This is a genomic window from Psychrobacter sp. Sarcosine-3u-12, assembly GCF_002836005.1.
GTDB lineage: Bacteria > Pseudomonadota > Gammaproteobacteria > Pseudomonadales > Moraxellaceae > Psychrobacter > Psychrobacter okhotskensis.
Genome location: NZ_PJBY01000080.1, coordinates 1 through 24,847, shown reverse-complemented (window position 1 = coordinate 24,847; position 24,847 = coordinate 1). Strand labels below are relative to the sequence as shown.

Below are 24,847 nucleotides of genomic sequence, written 5' to 3'. Positions count from 1 at the left end.
CTTACTCCTTGCCACTAGCACCAAACACGCCGCCACGGATAAGTACTCCCATCACATAATGTTGTTGCTCAACATCTGGTGCATCGTCTTTTAATACCCAATTATCAAATAGGCTATAAAAGTCCATTTTAGCTTTAGGCTGACGGAACGCTGTGCCTAATGTGGTCACTGCGCCATATGGCTCAACCGCGATAGGGAACTCGGCATCAGGATACCAATCATCGATAGTACGAATAGCGTTGCTGACCTTTTGTGAGTGCATACCTGCATTATCCTCAGAGCCTTTGCGGTCACTGACACGGTAAAGCACTTTACTTTTTTTACTACCTGTATCAAGGATGAGCTCTTGTGACGGATAGACCTCTTGACCATAACCGATGACGGCATGAGCTTCTACGTATAAAATAATAAATTCATCATCGTTTAACCCCGCTTTGATCCAGTCTGCGACTTGCTTGATATGAGCGTCATCACTGTTAAAATCTTTAAGACCATAAGCTTTTGCATCGTCGATAATAATAGTTTTTCCATTACATTTAATGGTAACTTTGATGCTTTCAGTACCCACACGGTTGCGCCATAACCAACGCGCATTTAGCACGTTAATCGCATAGCGCCGTGCCAATTCATCTACGCCTTGAGCGTCGATATAATCAGTAACCACTTGCTCTAAAGCTTGTTGATAGTCTTGATCGTTACAGACGTTAGGCTTACCAGTGAATGGCAATACTTTCATGCTAAAGCGCACGATTAGCGTATCGTTGTTTTCATCTAATGACGCAGAATCTACCTTTTGTAAATTAGCTTTTTCGGTCTCGGCATCTAGTTTGGCAGGGTCATTAGTAATAGCATTTTTTAGACGATTGCTTATCGTTCCGCGAACTGATTTTTCTTTAATAACAACAGGCGATGGCGATGCTGTGTTATCAGCTGCTTGGCTATTAGTCTGCCATAGGTAAGCATCTGATACGTCAAGGTTACGCTCAAAAGCGAGGACGGATGCAGTTTTTAGGGCTGATTTTGACATGAGTTTCTCCATAAGAATAAAAGTTAAATTGAATGTATCGTAAAAGTTAAAGGATGTAGAAAATTAAAAATGTGATTAAAAGTCTTGCTGCTGGGTGACCAAGTACAGAGAATCATCGGCGTCATAGTGGTAACGCCAAAATGCATTGGCAATATCATGCTCACCGCCGATGCGATTTAAACGCTGTGGATAGACCCATTTGCCAAGACTATATATAGCTTCGACATATTGGCTAGGGTATTCGGGATTACGTACGTTTTGCATCACACCTGCATCATAACGATCAGAAATTCCTTGATACCCTACAGGCATAGGTACAAGCCAACCATGACCACTCTTACGTGAAGTAGTCAGCCATTTGGTATCACCATTTTTTTGAGTTTCTGGTATTTGATGCAGCGCGCAAACCTCTATTAAGGCATCTAAAGGCGTCGCATCTGGATCGTCTTTTTGTACATCGTTGATGATCTGAGCAAATTCATCTTGAGCGTCCATCAGTACAAAAGCAGGTAATAGCTGCGGTATTACCGCACTAATATCGCTACTATCAAAATACTGTACGGGCTCAAATCGAGCCAATCCACGCACACTACCACTAGCCATACGTTGTTGTTGAATCCACTGACTAGTCTTTTGGATAGCAGACTCTTGCTGCTCAGTCGTCAGTTTAGTGTCTGCCAATACTTCAACCACAAAACTCATAACTAAATGGCATTTGCCTTCTTCGATGATAGAAGCTGTTTTACCGTCTTTTTTAATAGGGTTACGCGTTTGATTAAAGGTGTAATTATTATAAGAGTTTGGGCGATACATCTGCGGCTGACAGTCATGACAGGCCAGTAATACGCCACCTAACGATACGTTAGATAGTTGCTCATCATCCGCCATTTTGCGCGACATCGCATGAAAGCTACCCAAGAATCCAGTGATAGCTGGAAAGCCATAAGTAAGCGGGCTTGAGATGGTATTTGCGCCACTAATAACGACCTTTTTGAACAGCAAGTAGCCAATCACTCCGATATCGTTGTCATCATCTATACGGCTCATAAAAACACTCCTTTGCCTGCTCGCTCATAGCGTTTTTGCATATCTTCAATCTCACGCTCCCAGTTCAAATGCTCGGCATCGCCAAAGTCGCTAGCAATGGCTTTAAATTCAGTTTGCATCAAAGTATTGAGCCAACGAGCGAAACTGTGAATAATTTGAGCATGCCACGCGTCAGTTAGTTCACGCTCAGCTTTGAATTCCTCCTCGCCCTCAAGATCAGCACGTTTTGGATCAAGCCAAAGCTTCTCGTGTCGCTCAAGCTCATAATCTTTTGACCAGCCCGCAGGCATAGTCATACGTATATCTTCTGCTGCTGCAAATATTTGATATAAAACTTCATCAATAGCGCTTTTACGCGCATCTCGGACATCGATGATATTGCGAGTGTCTTTAATAGATTTAAAAATACTTTGAATGGCTTCGCGCGCGTTATATTCCATAGCTGTGCCAAAAATACTATTGGCAAATTTGGATAATTTAAACGAGCGTTCTTGTTTGATAATGGGTGGAAGTGAAGGGAGGAGATAATTACGACCACCTTGTTTACTCATTAACAAGCTAACGTTTTGCGGCTTAGTACCGCCAAGCTGAAGGGTCGCTAAATCATTCAAGGTGATATAAGGCTGTTGATCGGCGGTTTTTTTAAAACGATTATCACGGGCAGCTTTATTGTCCTCAGAAAATTTAAGATGATTGATACGCTGATAGACTTCGTGAGTGAGTACAGAGGGGTAGAGCGGAACAATATTAATATAATCAAGCTCTTCTATGTCCGCGCCTTCGTAGGCGTTGGTTACCCAAAGCGTTTGTTTATTACGTTCATGGGTGACAGGGTTTGTAATAAAGTTTTGCAATGCTTCTTTAAAAGTCTGCTGATAGGTATTAGCCAGTATTTTATCGCTGGCAAGTGAGGCAATAAAATCAACATTATCCGCTAAAATAAGGTCACGAATTTTAGTCGTCTCATCTACTTCAAAATCGAAGAAAGCGGCAAGGGGCAGGGCTGCGGCATTACCGTTAGCATCGATGTAACTGCTGTCTATTGAGTGCGTACCTACGATAGTTTGCGATAAATTGTCTACTGTATCAAAGCTAACATTATCGCCCTTAGCGTCAGGATGAACGCCCTTTGAGATATGCGTACCGAAGTTTAGTTGCTTTGCCATGCGAGTAGCCGCATCAGCAATCCAGTTTGCAATGCTATATTTTTCTTTGGCATTTACTAACGCTTCTTTTAGTTCTGTGACCTTGTCGTGGTCGCTACTTTCAATTGCTTTAGAGAGCTGTTTTTGCTCAGTATCCGTTTTTTTATCATATTGGCTAATAAGAAATGCTTTGACAGCACCGCTTGCTAGCTCTGAAGATATATCCATCAAAATTTTCTCCTTTTATAATGCACAAAAATTTTTTATTTACAATATTAAAGCACGTAATAATTAATAAGTAAACCATGTTATAACTAGTATTAAAATATTAGAGATATCAGTTATGTTTATAAAAGACGCTCTGTTATAATTTGATTGCACCGCTCAGGTGGCTTAGAAAATGTTATAACTGGTATTATCTTTCACCACCGCTCAGGTGGCTTCTAGCAAAAGCACGGTTAACGCCGTGCTTTTTTATGCAGACAATTAATGGGCTAAAACCTATCCACGAACAAAACCAAAAAATTCATGAAACATCCAGCCACTACTATTGCTAGACTTAATGCTATCAAGCGACACTGATGAATAAGTGATGGCTAACGAGCGCAAACTCTTATCGGGCTGGGATTTTTGCAAGTCTTGTAAAACGTCATTCAAGGAGACAGTCAGCCATGGCTTTATTTGTTCGTGCTCAAAATTAAAGGCTAGCGGTTGAATGGTTTTATTGTGGGTGCTAGATTTGGCTAAGCCTTTTTCAAAGACGTCCTCGCTATAATAAGTATCAAAGCCCATGCTCGGCATGTCAGTATCCTCGTCATCATTGACCATTCGTGGAATCAATAACCAATCGTCTTGCGGCGTTCCTGCTCTGAAAGGACTGATTTGCTGCAAATGCGTATGGGTACGATTGGCAGTAGCCTTGCTATCCCAATAGGCGTTGACATAATTAAGTTTATGGTTGTTTAATAAATGCTGCATGACGCGATGTTCAAGGTCGCTTAACGTTTCTATGGTTTTGTTTTGAGACCTTGAAATTCTAGGTCTTGAATCGACTTGTGCTAGCTGCTCTTGAGTCATCAATTTATTTAAATCGTAGCTTGGTGGCTTAAATAGCGTGGTCTCAAACCCTGGATGCGTGAAAATGGGTCGCTTGCTATTTGCATGTTTAAAGTAGCGGATATTATATTGCAGCAGTAAGATGTTCGGTTCATTGGCGAGCTTTTCAGGACGATGCCGCCAGACACGTCCTGCCAACTGAATGATAGAGCGCATAGAAGAGGGTTCGACGATCGCCCAGTCATAATCATGGTCGCGACCAACTTCGGCAACAGGGGTGGCTAGAACCATAAAGATATGTTTTTTAGCAGGCTGATTAGCAATGGCTTGTTCAATCTCAGGATGATTAAAGATATTGGTTTTCGAGTCGCTACGATCTAAGATTCTATCGAGTTTATTCTCTAACGCATTACGGAGTAGCAATAGCTGCTTGGCGTGATAGCACACCACATGTATTATCGTATTATCTGGTACAGCTATGTCGTCTGCTTTAAATAACTGCATGGCAATATTAGTAATGTTATTGATATTGGCGACGCGCACCAACCCGATACTCACTTGCGTATTATCACTAGATTTTTTCTGATTAGAATTAGGCAGCACCTCGTGATGCTTATCATGCAAGCTTATGGCAGCATCGACCAAAGTTTGTGCCAAAGCGCTATAAAACTGTGTCGCATTATCTTTGGTGTAAGAAGCTGAAAAGGGCAATATTTCTGCCTGACGTTTAACGGGCTGCTTGGCTAAATAGCTGGCACGCTTATCACAAAATTGTTTATGGGTATTTTGAAAGGCATCAACATCAGCGCATTGCTCGGATAGCATCGCTTTAGGTTGTTCATCAAACCAGGCACAGACTATTTTAGGAGTAGGCTTATTTTGGCTTTGGTTAAACAGTTTGCGTCCTTCCATGTAAGCTTCGAATAATCCTGTTACTAAGTCAGGCGTCAGAGTGGCAGAAGACAGCAGAACACGTGTGCCAAAGAGTCCGGCAAGATGCACCAAACGCGAAAGCGCAGGCAAGTCCGCTTGGTCAAAATCATCAGGCTCATCAAGTATCAAATCGCTACTCAGTAGACGCAGCATTGGTGCAATGTATTTACCGCCACGTTTGCACTCGCTTGCTTGGATAATATGGTCAACGGTACAAGTCACAATCGGCGCAAATATTAAATCGCGCGCTTTAGGACTGGCAATGACAGTATCGAGATTCAGCGTCTCATAGTCCTGATAATCGATATCGCTATCAACAAACTCATCTAATAAATCCTCGCTAGACTCACTACCAAAGGTCTCTGATTCATTATCAGGCTCGTCGTCTTTTTTATATTCGCTGATAATATCTGTAATATCATTAGTCTTATTGTCGTATACCAGCTCAAACAGTTTTTTATTCGCGCTGCCGCCAACTAATATGGCTAATTGGTCGCCTTGTAACTTCAAGTCTTTACGAAAGCTTAGCCCTGTCTGTAAAGTTAAAATCCGCAGTCCTAATGCAATGGTAAAACGCGCACCTTTTTTAGGGTCAGCTAAAGCATACATAATACGAGCATTACCGATGGTTTTACCTGCGCCTGTCGAGGCCATATTTACCCCGAAAAATCCATGCTCACGTGTCGCTTCTTGCAAACCATAGCTCATTTTAAATGCTTGGTTTTGCCATTTAAAACGCTCTATGCCAGTCGGCTTAGCCAATGGATCGTGATTGCGTAGGGTAGGCATTTCGCTAGCAATAATAGGTAGCGCGCGGCAGAAATGAGCGGTAAAAGCACCCACGCCCAATAAATGCTCCTCTAATGACTGTTTTACAGTGGGCGTGCTAGCGGTTCGGTCAGTGTTGGCAGCTAATTTTTTAAACTGGCTATTAACAGTTATACAACGTGAGTCATTTTCTTTTAGACTGGAATAATTATGATCACCTACCATTAAACATAAACGCGATAAATGGAGTAAAAACGGATCACTAATAGCCTTTTTGTTATCAATTGCTTGCTGACTAATTTGCATTAATGCAGGATCATTGAGTGCTTTTTTAGACCAGCGTCTGATATTTTTTTGCCATGCACGGCTATTAATCACTAAATGCTCAAATTGCCAAAAGCTTTTTAGTTGAGCTTTACTCATTTCCTCTAACGATTTTGGATTTTTGACCCAAAAGTCAAAAGGCGTTAACTTGCTATAAAACTGTTGCAAATTTTGCTTATAAGCTAGTGTTTCTTTGGGCTGCTGCATACGTTGAATGGCGGTAAAGGAATGAAATACTTTATCCGCAGGTGGCAATCGATGGTGGGTGACAATTAACCACGCGACCCACTGGGCAAGGGGCGGCATTGCTTCTATGTTGACGGTATCTTGATTGGCTTTAGACAGTAATCTTTCTATATCGTTATTTTTCAGCCAATCATCTAACTGCATCAAACGTTCAAGCCATGCCTCATCAGTAGCGCAATCAATAATCATCAGCTCAAACAGTTTTAATGATATCCACTCATGCCGATAAGAGTCGCCTTGTTTGCTACCGACAAGGAGCTTGTTTTGAAAGCCAATGGTTGATTTACCGATATCATGAAGCAGGGCAGATATAGTGGCAATAATCTGAATACTACTGGCATAGCTCCACTCATTTTCCCATTCACTGTGCAAGATGTTTCTTTTGGTACGGTTCACAGGAACAATTCCAACCTCATTAAACTTACGCTTATTGCCCACTACCCATACCAGTTCAGTCAGCTGGCGTGTCTTATTACGATGACAGCTTACCGCCGTCGACTTAGTCGCTGAGCTGCGTAATAGCTGCTTGACGGTTTTTAGACCTTCCTCAGTAATAGCCGTTTGCCAAACATTATCACCAATCCGATTAGCGAAAGCGTCCAAAATACGCCTAGTTCGACCTAGAGCCTTCTTTTCACATTGCGAGACTAAAGTGACAATCATTTATGCCTCCCAGCTTTTGGTCATAGCAATCTGCTTTACGACTTCGAACTGATAATCCAGTGCCTTATGCTTAGTAAACATATTCAGACATTCTTGACGAAACTCTTGCTCGCTCATGTTTTCGCTGGCACAGATAAAGGCGAGGGGTAGTACCAGTGCATCTTTGATAATATCGGCGATATCAAATACCAATGCACCGCGCCGAGTCTTGCCGTGCATTACCGCAAAGCCATGTGGAATACCTAATGTCCATGCTGTGGTCGCACCTAAACCATAAGCCAAATAGTTGCCGTGATTAAGGAAATCATTGGCCTTATCGATACCTTCATGTTCCCTTGTAAAGCCATCATAGCCCGTATTTTTGGCGGCCAGTTTATAGAGCTGCTTAGTCAAACGCGCTTCTAATTGCAATAAGTGCATGACCTCCATTTGCTGATTGATTTGCCGACTGTTATCTGTGAGCAGGGCTTGCACTGCGTCATTACTGCTATCAAAGCCCCAACGTTTTAGCTCACTGTCTTTATTCCATACCGTTTGTAGATAAGCCAATCGTGCGTGTTGCAAAAGTTTCGCTGCCATCAAACGCTTGTCATCATCCCACCACCAGCTCATCCACCCTTGAATGTATTCTGTTGGACGATACTCGCTTTGTGGCGTCATCCACTCGACATAGACTTCACGCTCCGCACCCATAAATAATGGCGAGCCACCACCACCACAAAAGCCAACTAAGACACCTGCTTGTGATAGCAGTCGCATCGCCGCTTGAGTGATGGAAGTTCCTGTACCGAGCAGGATTGAGGTGGTATTAGCGATAGGAATGTTATAGAACAGATTGGCTTTATCTTCTTCAGTTAGATAGAGAATCCTTCCATCTTTTTGCATTACCCTACAATGGGAAAGGTAGTAAATATTGGCACGTTTAGAGTGCAGAATAGTTTTTAGATCTGATGAGGCAAAACTATTATCTGTATAAGCGTTGCTAGATTTTGCCATAGTAGTTCCGTCCATTGAAAGCATTATAAAGTTTAATACAAATTTACTTTAACGGAACTATGTCGGTAAAACAACGTATAAAAAAGTCTTTACGACAACAGATGTCGTCAGTCAATTAGAAACAATAAAAAGCCAAACAACCTAAGCTGTTTGGCTTTGAATGTTTAAAAAAATTTATCGGTTGTTATGCTCACGCCACACAGCGTGCTCACATACTTCACAACACCAACTATGTTTTGCACGCATATAAGAAATGTCTGCTGGCACCTCTAAAGGGCAAACATAACCACAGTACTCGCAAAGTACATCATCTAGATAAGCAAAACACTGGCCTACCGTAACAAACATAATATGAGGACTGATGTCATACTTCTGACAAACCCCTTCTACATGCTCAATGAAGCCACATTCATTATCGTATGCCCAGTAATCGCTACAGATTTTCAGATCCCGTGAGTTCTGCGTTATATTAGGCTCAAGTCTTAAGCTCATAATATCCTCCTTAGTACCCATAGCCAGTGTGTGGTAGTAGCTCGTAAAGCTCACTCTTCAGCTGACCACGCATCTCATCAAGTACATAGTCAGGATTGGCATCTAAGCGCTTCTGTACCCATACCCGCATTGCCATATGATTATCGAAGCAGCTGTTAATGGTCAAGAAACGAGCCAAACCAGTACCTGATTGAATACAGAGCTCACAAATGAGAGAGTTAGCCATATGATTTGCGTCATTACTGACATAGCTACTAGGTTTAAACGTCGCATGCAGTTTATCGTAATCAATCATTTTCATTGTGACGTCTCCTTGTCAGTAGATACCTGAGCAATCTGACTCCGATTGACCAATGCTTCAAATGCACTACCATCTTGCCTAGTCATATTCGGTACGTAACGGCTATACGTATTGAATAGCATCTTAGTCGTAGAGTGTCCCATTTGACTCGCTATCCATTCAGGACTCTCACCTGCTGCTAGCCAAAGCGTGGCTGCAGTGTGACGAGACTGATAGGCATTACGCTTTTTGAGACCCAAAATCTTAAGAGTAGGGTGCCAAACACGCTTATTTACGTTGTTATAATCAAGTGGTTCACCTGTATGCGCGCAAAACACATAGTCAGATCGTTTATAAGTAATGGTCTGCTGTTCCTTCAGAGCGTCATAGACCCAAGGTGACATTTGAATCGCACGATAAGACTCCTGAGTCTTAGGAGGAACCATTTTGCCTTTAACTAGAGCCTGCTTGATCACAATCTCACGTCGATTAAAGTCAATGTTCTCCCACGTCAGCCCGTCAATCTCACTCGTACGCATACCAGTAAAAAAACGTACCAGATAATAATTGCGATAGTCCGCTCTCACACCATTAATAAACGTCCAAACCTCATTCAGTGTGAATGGTTGAATATCCGTTTTAGGCTGTTTGAGCGCATTGATATCGTAATAAGGGTTGTCAAACTGATAGCGTTTTGCCGCTTCCTTTAGTATCATACCTAAAGGTACCATTATCGAATTGATGCGTGCCGCTGACAGATGTTTGTTAGCTTTTCCGTACGTTACTTTGGCGAGCGATGAACGGAAGGCTAATACATCTGTCTTTTTTATGATATGAATGGGTCTAGTCCCAAAACTAGGCAATAAATACATATCAATGATCTCCTGTATTTTGCGTTTATAGGTATCACGCCACTCGATCTCCTTTTCAGAAAACCATAATGTGGCAAATTGTTTAAATGAAGGGGTGTCACTTTGAATGCATTCCTTACGATCACTTAACGCCATCATCTCATCGCACTTATCACTTTTAGGAAAATATTTAGCGTAACTAAAGATACCTAATGTGATTTCTGCTTCCATTTTCTCAATCACCTTCTCAAGCTTCTTGCGGTTGGCTGGATTGTCTGTAAGGTTTGTCGTCTCCCTACAACGCTTGTTCATATAGCGAAAATCAACAAATAGCATATTGCTACCCCGACGTGTTCTGATACTAGCCATAATGCTTCTCCTTATTGCAATGCCATAGCGTTAATGCTGCCAGCGATGCCAGTACGCATATCTTTTTCGATCTCTTCCCAAACGTATAGAATCTTACGGCCGCCGAAAGGACGAATGTAATGAATACCTTCGATAAGCACCGTATCTTTAAGCTCATTGCGAATAGTACGAGGGTTATACTTGATAAGCTCAGAAAGCTCTTGGGTTGTCAGGTAGGTGTGTGACATAATAAATTCCTTGTAAGCCAATTAAACAACTAGATTGTTTTATCGATATAACAAATAATTTTATGAAAGTAATTTGTTATTCGATAGAAGTGCTTTACTAGCTAACGTTAGTCGATGCAAGTACTTTTTTAGTCTATTAAGGAATTATTGATGATTTTATGTAACCTACCAGTGCTACTGGCTGAACGACGTATGAAAGTAGCTGATTTGATAAGAACGACGGGAATTAGTAAGTCGACAATGCACAAGATCTATAATGAACAGACTTCAAGAATTGATTTTGAAACTATGGATAAGATTTGTGAGGCATTAGATATTGGAGTAGGTGATTTATTTACTTATGTGCCAAACGAACTAATAGATGAAAAGAAATAAATCAGATTTTAAGTGGTTTTAGAAAGACTAGAGTAGAGGTTAAATAGGCTGTTTTGATGAATAGTGCAAATTAAGAGGAGGCACATTTTGGGCACAACTTGGGCACACAGAGTTTTTGATACCGTTTAATTAGGGTTGGAAAAGTGAGTATTCTAATTGGTGTCAACGTTCTTTTCCGATACAGCCCATATTTTACGGACAAAAAAAAGCCCCAATCTGAAGATTGGGGCTTTCTAAATTTGGTAGGCATAAGCAGATTCGAACTGCTGACCTCTACCATGTCAAGGTAGCGCTCTAACCAACTGAGCTATACGCCTATTTAGGTTGAGCATTTTAGCAAGTTTTTCAGACTTTGCAAGTCTTTTTTATAACAATGTTAAGTTATTATTTTAATAGCGAGCTATTGTCTGTCGTGACTTAGTCCAATATAGCTTTATTTGAATGATATTAGCCAGTTTTATTGAGTAAATGAGCACAAAATAAGCAGTCATTTCCTATGATATGTGGCATTATCAACTCAGCAGTATTTTCTATGCGTTGCACTGAAGCGCTCTATTTTTGAGGTTTTTGTTGTACAACCACAGCCGATAGACTGTGGTGATATGCGCCGTACTTATTTTAATGACTGCATAAAATTTCGTAATAGAACAAGGAATGTTCAATGGTAGATTTAACGTTTTTAACCACTCCGAAAATCGTTTGTAAGTCAGGCGGATTAACGAGTGAGCTCGGTCAGTTAGCAAAATCATTATTGGGTGATAACTTAACTGACGATGCCGCAAGTATGAATGGCAATCTACCGATGGCACTATTGGTGACAGACCCTGGCATCGTCCAGTTCGGCTATGCCAAGCAAGCTTGTGCGTCATTAGAGCTAGCAGGTTTTCAAGTCACTGTATTTGATGGTGTGCAGGCAGACCCTCCTTACGAAGTTGTTCGGCAAGCCGCCAAAATTGGCAAAGAGTCGGACGCAACTGTGGTGATAGGGCTTGGGGGTGGCAGCTCGATGGATACTGCAAAAATCGTTGCGCTCGCTATTCATTCGACCCAGTCGTTAGATGACATGGTGGGTAACGAGCAAGCAACAGGCACTCGATTGCCCCTTATTGCTATTCCGACCACGGCAGGTACTGGCTCAGAGATGACCTTTGTCTCGGTGTTGACTGGTGATAAAGGCGACAAAAAAGCCATTTATTCTTCTAAATTGTTGCCTGATATAGCACTGCTCGATGCTGCGCTTACCTTGGGCATGCCAAGACATGTAACGGCTGCCCCAGCATTGGATGCGATGGTGCATTGTATCGAAGCCTATACCAGCCGTACCAAGAAAAACCCCATATCTGATGCCCTCGCAGTCAAAGGTCTACAGCTTTTAACGCAAAACTTTATGACGGTGCTAGAGGACGGCAACGATATAACAGCGCGGGAAAACATGTTGTTAGGCTCAACCTTAGCGGGCATGGCCTTTGTCAATGCGTCGGTCGCAGCGGTGCATGGCTTATCTTATCCGTTGGGTGCCAAGTTTCATGTGCCCCATGGTCATTCTAATGCCTTAGTGATGCGGCCAGTCTTTCGTTTTAATATCGAGGCCGCAAGTCGCCATTATGCTGAGCTTGCCAGTGTCATTATGCCGCAGCGTCAGTTCGCAGATGAGCAAGCAGCGGCGCATGCGTCCGTCGATGAGATAGAAGGCTATTTAAACAAAAGTGGCTTGCCTACGAGGCTAAGTGAAGTGGGAGTGACGGAAGCTGATTTATTGCCGATGGCGACCGAAGTGGTAGAAAAAATTGCTCGGCTGATCGCTACAAACCCGCGTGATATGAGCATAGAAGAGGTACGGCAGATGTACCAGAGTGTCCTATAGCTTCTTATCTATTTCAACCCTTAAACCGATATACCTTTGATTAATGACACTTTTGATCAGTTAGACCTTTGAGTAAGCAAGGCCGCTTACCTTATTAGCCTCATCAACCACAAGGAGTACTCTTTATGAGTCAATGTGAATTCACTACGCTAGCCACAGGTTTTACCTATACCGAGGCCCCACGATGGCAGGATGGTAAGCTTTGGATATCAGATTTTTATACCAAGTGCGTATACTCGATAGATTTGGATGGCACGGTAACGACCATTGCCGAAGTACCCAATCAACCCTCTGGCTTGGGCTGGCTACCAAATGGTACCTTGTTGGTGGTGTCTATGAAAGACAAAAAAGTCATGAAAATTAAAGAAGATGGCAGTCTAGAAGAGTACGCAGACTTATCTAGTATTGCCAAAGGCTATTGCAACGATATGTACGTCGATGACCACGGTCGCTGCTATGTGGGCAACTTTGGTTTTGACTTGATGAACGGCGGCGATATGGATACTGCTTGTCTGATTATGATTGATATCGATAGCACGCTAAAAGTCGTCGCAGATGAATTATACTTTCCTAATGGCACGGTCAGAACGCCGGATAAACGCACCTTAATCATCAACGAATCTTTCGGTAATAGAGTGTCCGCCTTTGCTATTCAAGACGATGGTACCCTTGGCGAGCGCAAAGACTGGGCGGTATTTGGCCCCCTTGCTACCGGACCTAACTTCGGTGATTATGCGCAGGCTTCAGTGGTTGCTCCAGATGGCGCGTGTATCGATGCTGAAGGAGCGGTATGGATATCAGACTGCTTGGGTCAGCAAGCAGTGCGAGTCAAAGATAACAAAATCGTAGAGACCATTGATTTATCACCCTTTAATGTAGGTACGTTCGCTTGTGAATTGGGCGGCGTAGATGGCAAGACCTTGTTCTTATGTGTGGCACCAGATTTTGAAGAGCATAAACGTACTCAAGCGCGTGAGGGAGAGATTTGGATGACTAAAGTAGCGGTTGGTGCAGCCTAATATCTGCTGAGCTGTTGGCGCATGTACTATGCTACAACAGCTTTTTGCTGTCAGAACTACTAAAATTAAAACAGACTAGAGTGATGCAATATAACTTGCATCATTTTTTGTTGTGCCTCAATAGGAGTGATGCTTTACTATGAATAGACTGATTTACGTTAAAAATGTTTATCCCATAATGAAGTCGGTATAAGCGGTAGTTATTGGGATAGTTTTTAAATGAGCATAGTCATAAAAATACAGGTAATTAGGAGTTTGATATGGGCTTGTTAGTCGATGGTCAATGGCAAGATCAATGGTATGACACCAAAGCTAGCGGTGGTCGCTTTCAGCGCGAAGATGCTAGATTTAGGAATTGGATAACGGCAGATGGTCGTGCAGGTCCATCTGCTGTAGGTGGCTTTGAAGCTGAGCCTGATCGTTACCATCTCTATGTCTCTTTGGCTTGCCCATGGGCGCATCGCACCACGATTTATCGCAAGCTCAAAGGTTTAGAAGACATGATTTCACTGTCTGTCGTTCATCCGTTTATGGGTGAGGAGGGCTGGACGTTTGCTGAGGGTGAGGGCGTGATTGCCGATCCATTGAACAATGCAACCCATGCTTATGAGATCTATGTCGCGGCAAAGTCCGACTACACCGGGCGCGTGACAGTGCCAATATTATGGGATAAAAAAACCAAAACGATCGTTAGCAATGAATCGTCTGAAATCATTCGTATGCTCAATTCAGCCTTCGATGAGGTTGGCGCACTAGCAGGTAATTTTCTACCGTCAGAATTATTAGCAGAGATTGATGAGATTAATGCCTTTGTTTATTCTACCGTTAATAATGGTGTCTACAAATCAGGATTTGCAAGCACGCAAGAGGCTTATGAAGAAGCGGTGACTGAGCTGTTTGCTGCGCTAGATACCTTAGAGGCGCGTTTGGCAAATCAACGTTATTTGGTAGGAAGTACGATAACCGAGGCGGACTGGCGCTTGTTCACGACTTTGATACGTTTTGATGCCGTGTATGTTGGGCATTTCAAATGTAATCTGCGCCGCATCGTTGATTACCCAAATCTCTGGGGCTATCTGCGTGATTTATACCAAGTACCAGGTATTGCTGAAACGGTCAATATGACGCATATTAAGCAGCATTATTACACCAGTCATGCCAATATTAACCCGACTGGTATCGTACCGGTTGGTCCCATTACTGATTTTAATGCACCACATAATCGTGAGCAGCTATCGTGACTGAAAAGTAATACAGATATATCAGCAATACTGTCGCTTTTTTAGGATAGTTTGACTATAGCTGACTGTTGCGTTAAGTGACAAGTAACGTGAGCAAAAGCCATTTACCCGCTACGGAAAGGTCATAAAAAAATCGCCCCAGCTGACTTAAGCCAGCTGGGGCGATTTTGTGTTGAAAGGCATTGAATCGGCTTATCATTTTTCTTGAGCTTGAGCTTGAGCTTGAGCTTGAGCTAAAAATGTCTAAGCCTACATAATGGTACCTAACAGCGCTTAAGCGTTGTTTAGCTGGCGTGCTGCCTCTAGCGCAAAATAAGTCAAGATACCATCAGCACCAGCACGGCGGAAGCCAATCAGAGATTCTAGGATAACATCATCACTTAACCAGCCATTTTGAATGGCGGCCATGTGCATGGCATATTCGCCAGAGACCTGATAAGCAAATGTCGGTACACCAAAGGTATCTTTGACTTCACGAATAAGGTCTAAATACGGCTGACCGGGTTTAATCATCACCATATCAGCGCCTTCATTGATGTCCATGGCGACTTCATGTAAAGCTTCAGCGCGATTGCCGAAGTCCATTTGATATTGCTTTTTATGACCACCTTTTAAGTTGCCAGCACTACCAACGGCATCACGGAACGGGCCGTAATAGGCGGAGGCGTATTTGGCTGAGTAAGCCATGATGGCTGTATTGACAAAGCCTTCTGACTCAAGCGCCTCACGCATGACTTTGATACGGCCATCCATCATATCGCTGGGTGAGATAATATCAGCGCCAGCACGAGCGTGGACAAGCGCTTGCTTGACCAATACTTCGATGGTCGAATCGTTCATGACATAGCCGCTGTCATCGAGCAGACCATCTTGACCGTGTGAGGTGTAAGGGTCTAAGGCCACATCGGTCATCACCACCATTTCTGGCAATGCATCTTTGATGGCTGTTACTGCGCGCGCAGCGAGGCCATTTTCATCATAGGCTGATTTGCCATCAGGTGTTTTTAAGGCGTTATCAATGACAGGGAAGATATCAAGGGTCGTGACCCCTTCTGCTAACAGCTCTTTGGCATAATCAATTAGCAAATCAATTGACAAGCGTTCGACACCCGGCATACTGGCGATCGTCTCGCGCTGGTTGTTGCCTTCTAGTACAAACACAGGGGCAATAAAATGCTTGGGATGTAACTCTACTTCGCGAATCATCGCTCGCACATTATCGTTATAACGCAAGCGGCGCAAGCGAGTGGCAGGGTATTGGCGGTTAAAGGTATAGCTCATAATCACTCCTTACTTATGGTTGTTTTACTCATTATTGTTGTAAATCACTAAAAATAGATTTTGTTATATAGTGCGTGATGTATTGATATTACTTTTCACTGACTATATTTGCTGCTCATATCGTGCCACTACTATAACCAAAGACAGCTGGCGAAAGCAAAAAGCCCTACCAAGTCGGCAGGGCTGATTGTATTTATCGACTGTCAACGTAATGCGTAAGCAACGTCATCAAACAAAGGTTTCAGAATAGCCTAAGGCTCATTAATCTGAGTCACAGGAACTTGTTCAACGCCAGCTTCTTTAAAAGTCGTCTCCTCAGTAATCACACCCACTGCCGCGTCTGTTTTGCCATCGTTATTGACATCAACGACAGCCGTGGGGTTAAAGGTAGTGATTTCTGATGGTTGTGACTGCTTAATCGCTTGAGCTTCTTGCACAGAAGCTACTCGTGCAGAGCTAGCTGCATCAATCGCGTTGGCTGCTTTGGTTTTGTTGCTATACGCAGGGAAATTGACCGCTTGCACCAAGTTGGTGTGTTGCGGCACAGGAATCACCGTTGGCACATCAAGGTTGGCACCGCCACCGAGCGCTTGGTATAACTCAATTTGGCTGACGAGTTTTTGTAGTTCTAGATCCAAAATTCCTTGTTGGGTCGAGAATAGCGAACGCTGGGCATCGAGTACATCTAGATAGTTTGAGATACCGGCTTTAAAGCGTGCATCGGCAATTTGATAAGTCTGCTCAAAGTTATCTTGTAGACGATACTGTGCTTCTAGCTGCTCACCCAAGGTGGCGCGTGTCGCTAGTACATCCGAGACTTCACGGAATGCCGTTTGAATAGAGCCTTCATAGTTGGCAAGCGTTTGCTCACGTTCAATTCTGGCCACATCATATTCTGCATCTAAACGACCTGCATCAAAGATTGGGACACTAATACTTGGGCCGAATGACCAGCCGACAGCGCCGCTCTTGAATAAGTCATCTAAGCTACCGCTACTGACACCAATACTACTCGCTAGGCTAATAGAGGGGAAGTAAGAGGCACGTGCCACTTCTATATTGGCACCAGCGGCTTTTAGGTTGTATTCCGCTTGCAGGACGTCAGGACGATAGCGCAACAACTCACTTGGTAGGCCAGCATTAAAGATTTTCTGGCTAGTGATATTGCTAACGGCAGGCGTTGGAATCAGCTCGTTAGGAATCGGAGCACCAATCAAATATTGCAGGGCATTACGCGAGGTCAAGATACTGCTCTGCGCCCGCAATACGGCAAGTTTAGCATTCTCTAAAGAAGCACTGGCTTGCAACGAAGGCAGTCTAGGATCAATCCCTGCCTCAAACCGTTTGGTCGCAATGAATAACGATCGTTCACGACTCTCAACCGTGGCTTCTGCCAACTTAAGCTGCGCTAAGCTATAGCTTAGATTGGCATAGCTTTGGGCAATGTTACTGATCAGACTGATCTGCGTCGAATCTTTGGCTGCGGTGGTCGCCAAGAAATTTTGCAAAGCTTGGTCTTTTAGACTAGCAATCTTACCCCAAAAATCCAGCTCATAATTGGCCAACCCTAGGTTGACGTTATAACTACTATTGGGGTTTTTGTCCGTTCTGTTCTGTGCTTGGCGCGTGTAACCACCACTACCATTGATGGTCGGCAGATCGTTAATATCGGTGATTTGATATTGCGCTCGTGCTTTTTCGATAGCTAGGCGTGCGCTCTCAAAGTCTTTATTGTTCTCTAATCCTAATGCAATTAGCCCTTTTAGGCGCTCATCACTATAGAAGTTCTGCCAGCGTTGTCCCGCAATACTAGGCTGGGCTGCGTTACTGGCCGTTTCCTTATCAAAGGCACCGTAGCTTTGTTCGATAGGGATGTTAGGCTCGGCAAGTACAGGACGGCTATCGGCTTTTGGAATGGTATTACAAGCCGCCATGCTCATCGCTAAAGCCGTTAAGCTGATTAAGCGAACACTATTTCTGCGCACTCGTGCAATAGTTGGGCTCGCAAATCTAGCAACCAGCGCTGCCTGTTCGCCTGACATTGGGCGCACATGAGCAGTAGTTGTGACTACCGCTGCTGAGTTAGTAGTAAAAGGTTGTGAACTCATTGTGTATTATCTCCAAAGCTTGCAGGCTGATAACTCTCAGAGGGAGTTGGGTTCTGCGGACCAGGCGTACCATTGTCATCGCCGCCATCGCCTTTATCATTTGGCTTGTTGTTGGCATATTTGTACGGGAACGCACTGCGTACCCAAATGTAGAACATCGGGATAAAGAAGATGCCTAACAAGGTTGCCGTTACGACACCGCCAACCACACTGGTACCAATAGCATTTTGACTGCCTGAACCTGGACCAGTCGCCAAGAATAATGGCACAACACCCAGACCAAAGGCAAGTGAGGTCATGATAATTGGACGCAGACGTTGGCGTGCCGCCGTCATGACCGCATCTTTTAGACTATAGCCTTCCTCTTGATGGTCTTTAGCAAACTCGATAATCAAGATGGCGTTTTTAGCCGATAGACCAACCACCGTCAGTAGACCTACTTGCAAGTAGATATCGTTGGCGAAGCCTCGTAACCACGTAAATATCACCGCACCCAATACCCCAAGTGGAATAACCAATAGGACAGAGAAGGGGATAGACCAGCTCTCATATAGTGCCGCCAAGCACAAGAATACGACTAAGATTGAAAGCGCGTAAAGCATCGGCGCCTGGGCACCTGATTTTTGCTCTTCCAATGACATACCCGTCCACTCGTAACTGATGCCTTCAGGTAATTTGTCTATCATGGCTTCCATTGAGCTCATGGCTTCACCAGTACTCAAACCTGGGGCTGCACTACCTTGGATATTCATTGATGGTAAGCTGTTATAGCGGGTCAGACGCGGTGAGCCTGACTGCCATTCACTGGTCGAAAAGGCATCAAATGAAATCATATCATTCGTCTCGTTTCGTACATACCACTTACCAATGTCATCAGGGTTGGTACGGCTGCTGGCTTCACCTTGTACATAGACACGTTTGATACGGCCACGATCGATAAAGTCGTTGACGTAGCTTGAGCCCCATGCAGTCGAGATGACGCTATTGATATTACCTAGCGACAAGCCATAAGCAGCGGCTTGCTCTTGGTTGATGTTCACCTTTAACTGCGGTGAGTCTTCTTGACCGTTTGGACGTACACCAGCGACTTGATCATTCTGTCCTGCCATACCTAAGAGCATATTACGTGCTTCAAGTAGGCCATCGTGACCAAGGTTACCATTATCTTGAATCATTAAATCAAAACCACTGGCATTACCAAGCTCAGTAATGGCTGGTGGTACAATGGCAAATACTTGTGCTTCATTTATCTGAGTAAAGAAATAACCCATTGCCCGACCAGCAACAGCTTGGGCCGTATTTTCATCACCGGAACGCTTGTCCCAATCTGACAAGCGAACGAATGCGAGTCCCATGTTTTGGCCTTGACCAGCAAAGCTGAAGCCTGCAATGGTAAAGACAGAGGCAATGTTATCGGTTTCTTGAGTGTCGTAATAGTTTCTGACTTTATCGAGCACTTCTTGCGTTTCATCTAATGTCGAACCAGCAGGAAGCTGAACCAAGGTAAACATAATACCCTGATCTTCTTCTGGTAAAAACGAGCCGGGAATACGTAAGAATACCACCACCATGACGCCGATAATGGCCGCATAACCAATCAAATATAGCCATTTGAAACGAATGCTTTTACCAACAAAGCCCTCGTATGAACGACTAAGCTTAAAGAACGAGCGGTTAAACCAGCCAAAGAAGCCTTTTTGCTTTTCGTCCTTGCCCTTTTCATGGCTCTTGCCACGTTTTAGTAAGGTCACGCATAGCGCAGGGGTAAAGACAAGGGCAACCAATGCCGAGAGTACCATAGCGGTAATCAAAGTGATGGAGAACTGGCGATAAATCACACCTGTTGAGCCACCAAAGAAGGCCATTGGTACGAATACGGCGGACAAGATAAGCGCAATACCAATAACGATCTTACTGATTTCCCCCATCGATTGAGTGGTCGCGTCTTTGATGGAGATATCGGGGTCTTCCTCCAAGATACGCTCAACGTTCTCTACCACGACGATCGCATCATCGACCAGCAGACCGATGGAGAGAACCATAGCAAACATGGTCAAGACGTTGATACTAAAGCCTGCAATATACAACACTGCAAAGGTACCCAAGAGTACGACAGGTACGGCAAGGGTCGGGATAATGGTGGCACGCCAGTTCTGTAAAAAAATAAACATAACGATAAATACCAACACAATCGCTTCAATGAGGGTCATAACGACTTGTTCGATAGACAAGCGTACAAAGGGTGTGGTGTCATACGGAACGACTGAGGCTAGACCAATTGGGAAGTTTTGCTCCAGCTCAGCCATACGTGCGCCAACAGCTTCGCGAGTTTCAAGCGCGTTAGCACCGCCCGCAAGCGAAATACCAAGACCGGCGGCTTCTTGTCCATTGTAGAGAGAGACAACGCTATAGTTTTCACTGCCAATCTCGACATCTGCCACATCGCCTAAGCGCACTTGTGCGCCTGAGGTATCTGTTTTTAGTAGAATGTTTCGGAATTCTTCAGGCGTTTGAAGATAGCTTTGCACCGTGACCGTAGCATTGATAACCTGTTGGTCGGTATCAGCAGGGGCTTGACCTAACTGACCGGCAGATACTTGCGCGTTCTGCGCTCGTATCGCATTGACCACATCAGAGGGCACCATGTTATAGCTACGTAGGCGTGAAGGGTCAAGCCATACACGCATCGCATAGGTAGAGCCAAAGACTTGAACTTCACCCACACCCTCTACACGACTGATCGAATCGACGACATTAGAGTTAATATAATCGGCAATATCTGCCCGATCCATGGTGCCATCTTCAGAAATAAATGCTTGCACCATCAAAAAGCTGCTAGACGATTTATTGACGTTGACACCTTGACGCTGAACAGACTCAGGCAAGGAGCTCATCGCTGCTTGCAGTTTGTTCTGTACTTGTACTTGAGCTGTGTCAGGATCTGTGCCGTTTTCAAAGGTAAGCGTCACTGAAGCGCTACCATTTGACGAGCTCGATGACGACATATACATCAGACCATCGAGGCCTTTCATACGTTGCTCAATGATCTGTACGACTGAGTTTTCGACGGTTTGTGCGTTAGCACCAGGATAGCTTGCACTGACCGAAATAGTCGGCGGTGCAATACGTGGATACTGTTCGATCGGTAGATTAATAACCGATATCACCCCGATGAGCATGACCAAAATAGCCATAACCCATGCAAAAATAGGGCGATTAATAAAAAAACGTGACATAGTATATCCCTAAGTCTTCCTATCTTTGAATGGAATTAGTTAGCAGCGGTTTCTGTAGGTTTCTTAGCAGAAGTTTCGTTACCAGCTGGCTTATCCACCGTTTTTGCAGCTTGCTGAGGCGTTTTGGCGTTTGGCGTGCCTTGTCCTTTTGCAGATGGTGCTGGATTGGCGTTTTCGAGTGGCTTAGCGACTACCTCTTGTTCAGGTTTGACTTTTGAGCCGCCAATCACCACCACTTTATCACCTGCTTTTAGACCGTCAGTGACAACCCACTGTCCGTTGTAAGTACCATTAATAGTAACTGGACGTACTTGGATTTTGTTGTTTTCATCGACGATATAGACTTGCGTCTCACTCTTAGATGTACGTGTCACTGCGCTTTGCGGGACTAATGCCGCATTGGTAATGACACTTTGGGTCAAGCGGGCAGTCACATACATACCTGGCAGCAAGATGTTGTTGCTGTTTGGGAAGATGGCACGTAAGGTAACCGCGCCAGTTGACTCATCCACTTTTGCTTCAGATAGCGCAAGCTTACCGCGTACCGGATAGACCGAGCCATCCTCTAGTACCAATTCAACCGAGTTCATACCGGGCTGCGCTTTGCCTTCCGATATTTGCTGGCGCAATTTCAACAGCTCAGACGAAGACTGACTGATGTCGACATAGATAGGATCTAAGCGCGAGATAGTCACCAACGGATTGGCTTGACTGGCACTAACCAAAGTACCAGCCGTCACATTTGAGCGCTCTGTGCGCCCTGAGATTGGTGCCCGTACGATGGTACGATTCAGATCAAGGGTACTGGACTCTAAACCTGCTTTCGCGGTTTGAATGCCCGCTTTTGCGCTTTCGATACCTGCTTGCGTTTGACCGACAGTCGCCCGTGCACTGTCTAATGCAGCTTGTGCAGTACGGACTTGCGTTTGTGCTTGATCGTATTGTTGCTTCGAGATAGCATCAATCTCCACAAGCCCTTGTAGGCGCTGGAAGTCATTAACCGCTTGAGCTAATGACGCTTGGCGACTGCCCAATTCAGCTTTGGCATTGGCATTATTAGCCAGTGCTGTCTGATAATTGGCTTGTGCTTGAGCGACCGCTGCTTCTCCACTAGTAATAGAGGTAGCGTAGTTGTCCGTATTGATACGATACATCGGTTGGTCTTTTTTGACATTACCGCCCTCACGGAACAGTACTTCGTCAATGACGCCGTTGACCTGTGGACGAACGTCAGCGGTTTGATAAGCCGCTGTACGTCCAGAAAATGTTTGTACTTGAGGTACCGTATCGAAAGTGACAGTTTGGACGTTGACGACGGCAGGCGGCATCTGCTGCTGTGCGGCGGCATCAGCGCCAGCGGCGTCCTCGTTTTTGTCACAGCCAACCAGTACAGCTCCAGATAGTACAGATGCTATTACAAGCGCAAGATAAGAGTGCTTCATCAATGTCCTCGGCAATATAAAATAAATAATGACAGTATAAAAAGTTTATAAATAAATCTTAACGTATTAAATTCTTTAAAGAGTAAATATATGGGTAGTCTTGAGGCTATGTGCCTCGGCATATTTTGCTCATCGCATTGTTAATAAAATCAGTTTTAATAGCACCAATTTTAGTAGCGGATTATGACCAAAATATTCGGTCGCTAAGGTTGTATGCGCAATAATGAGGCAAGATTTTTAGCGTCATAGATGTAGGCAAACCATAAAGTTGATTAGTAAATTTAATCGCATATTATAAACTAATGGGGTTACCCCATAGTCAAGTACTTTAGAATAGGGTTTGCCAGAAAAAACAGCGACTTTAGTTGTGAATCTTGCGCTAAGTGCCGTGGTTACAAGCGACACACCAACGAATAACCAAAAAAATCATCTAGAGGCTTCGATGACAAAAAATGTTAACTTTTGTTATAAAAGTCATATGAGACGGTTATTCCTACCTGTTTGACCTCAAAAATCCCATGTGCAACCAAAACCTTTATTTTAGCAACCGTTAAATGTGACCATTAAATAAATGAGCCAAAACCTGTATCGAAGACGACTTTTATAGACACAGATATGGGCACAGCGTAAATGTTAGCAGTCAGACTATAATAAACGTGCGCTGGCAAGCTCTGTTAATTGGTGCAGCCCTTGGCGATAACGATTGTCAGGCAGGGTACTTAGCGCTTGTTGTGCCAGCTTCGTTTCTTCCAAAGCGCGCAGCTTACAATAGTCTAATGAGCCAGAGGTGCGTACCAATTCGATAAGCTGCTCTGCATTGGGTGTTTTGCCCGTTTGTACAGCGACACGTAATTGCTCATAGCCTGCTTTATCACTGTCTTTTAATAATTCAAGCGCTTTAATAGTCGGTAGGGTCGGTTTGCCTTCGGCTAAATCATCACCCAAGTTTTTACCCATTAGCTCACTATCACCGCTGTAATCGAGTACATCGTCGATAATCTGGAAGGCATTACCGAAGTGCTGACCAAAATCGCCCAGCGCGGTCATATATTCTGTTTTGTCTTGCAAGATAGCTGCGCCTTGGGTCGCCATCATAAACAGACGAGAGGTTTTGCCATCGATAATATTGAGATAATCGGTTTCAGTCGCGGCAGGGTTATGCTGATGTTGCAGCTGCAATACTTCACCTTCGGCAATATCACAAGTCCCGTCTGAGAATACCTGCAGTAGTGGCAAGCTTTGAAAACCAACCAACAAGTTAAAGGCGCGGGCAATCAGATAGTCACCGACCAGTACTGCTGTGGCATTGTCCCAAGTGGCATTCGCCGTTGGCTTACCACGGCGCTGCCCTGACTCATCAATCACATCGTCATGCACTAAAGTTGCCGTATGCAGCATCTCAGTAATGGCTGCCAAATGCATGGCCTGCTGTGATGGTGCATCATTGAGCATGCGCGCACATAACAAGGTAATCAACGGGCGCATCCGCTTACCACCTGCATTAATCACATGCTGTGAGACGCTCATCACCAATTGGACTTTTGAGTTCAGACTACCGAATACTTGCTTGTCCATAATTTCAAAATCATCCGCCACGATATTTTGGATATCAGCATAGGTCAGCGTAGATTGAGAAGTAGGAGAGATGTTATCTAAAGGGGTACTGGTCATAATTAATAGTCATATTAATGAAAATAAAAGGGTGGGTAATAGCCCTAATCTATAGCTAGGATAGCTACCTACCTAGGGTTATTGTCTGGCTTATAATAGCATAGCTAGGCGTCTCAATTGTTGAATAAAGTAAGACATGACGCAGAGCATTGACTCTAAAACTGCCTGTATCTCTCTATTAAATAC

The 24,847-nt window shown here is 44.0% G+C and carries 18 protein-coding genes and 1 tRNA gene; 4 read left to right on the top strand and 15 right to left on the bottom strand.

From position 1 onward, the window contains the following. Position 1: 1 nt before the first annotated feature. From csy3 to CXF65_RS04680, 9 genes are all read right to left on the bottom strand, one after another. Positions 2–1,027, bottom strand: coding sequence for a type I-F CRISPR-associated protein Csy3 (gene csy3, locus CXF65_RS04720; RefSeq protein WP_101211228.1), 1,026 nt, complete (start codon positions 1,025–1,027; stop codon positions 2–4). 75 nt (positions 1,028–1,102) lie between these two features. Continuing rightward, positions 1,103–2,074 (bottom strand): type I-F CRISPR-associated protein Csy2, encoded by a 972-nt coding sequence (csy2, locus tag CXF65_RS04715; protein ID WP_101211227.1) that lies wholly within the window; start codon positions 2,072–2,074, stop codon positions 1,103–1,105. Next, on the bottom strand, positions 2,071–3,447 hold the full coding sequence (gene csy1, locus CXF65_RS04710; protein WP_101211226.1) for a type I-F CRISPR-associated protein Csy1: 1,377 nt from the start codon (positions 3,445–3,447) through the stop codon (positions 2,071–2,073). Before csy1 ends, csy2 begins: the two co-directional genes overlap by 4 nt. 273 nt (positions 3,448–3,720) lie before the next feature. Then, the gene (gene cas3f / locus CXF65_RS04705; RefSeq protein ID WP_101211225.1) at positions 3,721–7,209 is read right to left on the bottom strand and encodes a type I-F CRISPR-associated helicase Cas3f; all 3,489 of its coding nucleotides are present in this window, start codon (positions 7,207–7,209) and stop codon (positions 3,721–3,723) included. Further along, entirely contained in the window at positions 7,210–8,205 is a 996-nt protein-coding gene (cas1f, locus tag CXF65_RS04700) for a type I-F CRISPR-associated endonuclease Cas1f (protein ID WP_101211224.1), read from the bottom strand. Positions 8,206–8,379: 174 nt separating this feature from the next. Then, positions 8,380–8,697: a hypothetical protein gene (locus CXF65_RS04695; protein WP_101211223.1), complete on the bottom strand. Its 318-nt coding sequence runs from the start codon at positions 8,695–8,697 to the stop codon at positions 8,380–8,382. Positions 8,698–8,707: 10 nt separating this feature from the next. Then, positions 8,708–8,998, bottom strand: coding sequence for a hypothetical protein (locus CXF65_RS04690; RefSeq protein WP_101211222.1), 291 nt, complete (start codon positions 8,996–8,998; stop codon positions 8,708–8,710). Then, positions 8,995–10,197 (bottom strand): site-specific integrase, encoded by a 1,203-nt coding sequence (locus CXF65_RS04685; protein ID WP_101211221.1) that lies wholly within the window; start codon positions 10,195–10,197, stop codon positions 8,995–8,997. Before CXF65_RS04685 ends, CXF65_RS04690 begins: the two co-directional genes overlap by 4 nt. An 11-nt stretch (positions 10,198–10,208) precedes the next feature. Then, on the bottom strand, positions 10,209–10,424 hold the full coding sequence (locus CXF65_RS04680) for a hypothetical protein (RefSeq protein WP_101211220.1): 216 nt from the start codon (positions 10,422–10,424) through the stop codon (positions 10,209–10,211). 150 nt (positions 10,425–10,574) lie between these two features. Here CXF65_RS04680 and CXF65_RS04675 point away from each other — a divergent pair, with 150 nt between their 5' ends. After that, positions 10,575–10,799, top strand: a complete 225-nt coding sequence (locus tag CXF65_RS04675) for a helix-turn-helix domain-containing protein (RefSeq protein ID WP_101211219.1) — start codon at positions 10,575–10,577, stop codon at positions 10,797–10,799. Positions 10,800–11,039: 240 nt separating this feature from the next. Here the strand turns inward: CXF65_RS04675 and CXF65_RS04670 are convergent. Beyond that, positions 11,040–11,116: transfer RNA gene (locus CXF65_RS04670), tRNA-Val, on the bottom strand. A 344-nt stretch (positions 11,117–11,460) separates the two neighbouring features. Between CXF65_RS04670 and CXF65_RS04665 the strand changes: the two genes are divergently transcribed. The 3 genes from CXF65_RS04665 (at position 11,461) to CXF65_RS04655 (ending at position 14,923) form a co-directional block, all read left to right on the top strand. Then, positions 11,461–12,663, top strand: a complete 1,203-nt coding sequence (locus CXF65_RS04665; RefSeq protein WP_101211218.1) for an iron-containing alcohol dehydrogenase — start codon at positions 11,461–11,463, stop codon at positions 12,661–12,663. 125 nt (positions 12,664–12,788) lie between these two features. Beyond that, on the top strand, positions 12,789–13,682 hold the full coding sequence (locus tag CXF65_RS04660) for an SMP-30/gluconolactonase/LRE family protein (RefSeq protein ID WP_101211217.1): 894 nt from the start codon (positions 12,789–12,791) through the stop codon (positions 13,680–13,682). A 260-nt stretch (positions 13,683–13,942) separates the two neighbouring features. Further along, a complete protein-coding gene (locus CXF65_RS04655; RefSeq protein WP_101211216.1) occupies positions 13,943–14,923 on the top strand; it encodes a glutathione S-transferase family protein in 981 nt (326 codons plus the stop codon). A gap of 273 nt (positions 14,924–15,196) precedes the next feature. On the opposite strand, the gene hemB is transcribed toward CXF65_RS04655, so the two are convergent. From hemB to CXF65_RS04630, 5 genes are all read right to left on the bottom strand, one after another. Next, on the bottom strand, positions 15,197–16,204 hold the full coding sequence (gene hemB, locus CXF65_RS04650; protein WP_025651763.1) for a porphobilinogen synthase: 1,008 nt from the start codon (positions 16,202–16,204) through the stop codon (positions 15,197–15,199). 251 nt (positions 16,205–16,455) lie between these two features. Then, positions 16,456–18,312, bottom strand: coding sequence for an efflux transporter outer membrane subunit (locus tag CXF65_RS04645; RefSeq protein WP_101211215.1), 1,857 nt, complete (start codon positions 18,310–18,312; stop codon positions 16,456–16,458). Next, on the bottom strand, positions 18,309–21,548 hold the full coding sequence (locus tag CXF65_RS04640; protein ID WP_101211214.1) for an efflux RND transporter permease subunit: 3,240 nt from the start codon (positions 21,546–21,548) through the stop codon (positions 18,309–18,311). The genes CXF65_RS04645 and CXF65_RS04640 overlap by 4 nt, the downstream gene beginning before the upstream one ends. 35 nt (positions 21,549–21,583) lie before the next feature. Continuing rightward, the gene (locus CXF65_RS04635) at positions 21,584–22,990 is read right to left on the bottom strand and encodes an efflux RND transporter periplasmic adaptor subunit (RefSeq protein ID WP_101211213.1); all 1,407 of its coding nucleotides are present in this window, start codon (positions 22,988–22,990) and stop codon (positions 21,584–21,586) included. Positions 22,991–23,635: 645 nt separating this feature from the next. After that, positions 23,636–24,661, bottom strand: coding sequence for a polyprenyl synthetase family protein (locus CXF65_RS04630; protein ID WP_101211212.1), 1,026 nt, complete (start codon positions 24,659–24,661; stop codon positions 23,636–23,638). Positions 24,662–24,847 lie beyond the last annotated feature (186 nt).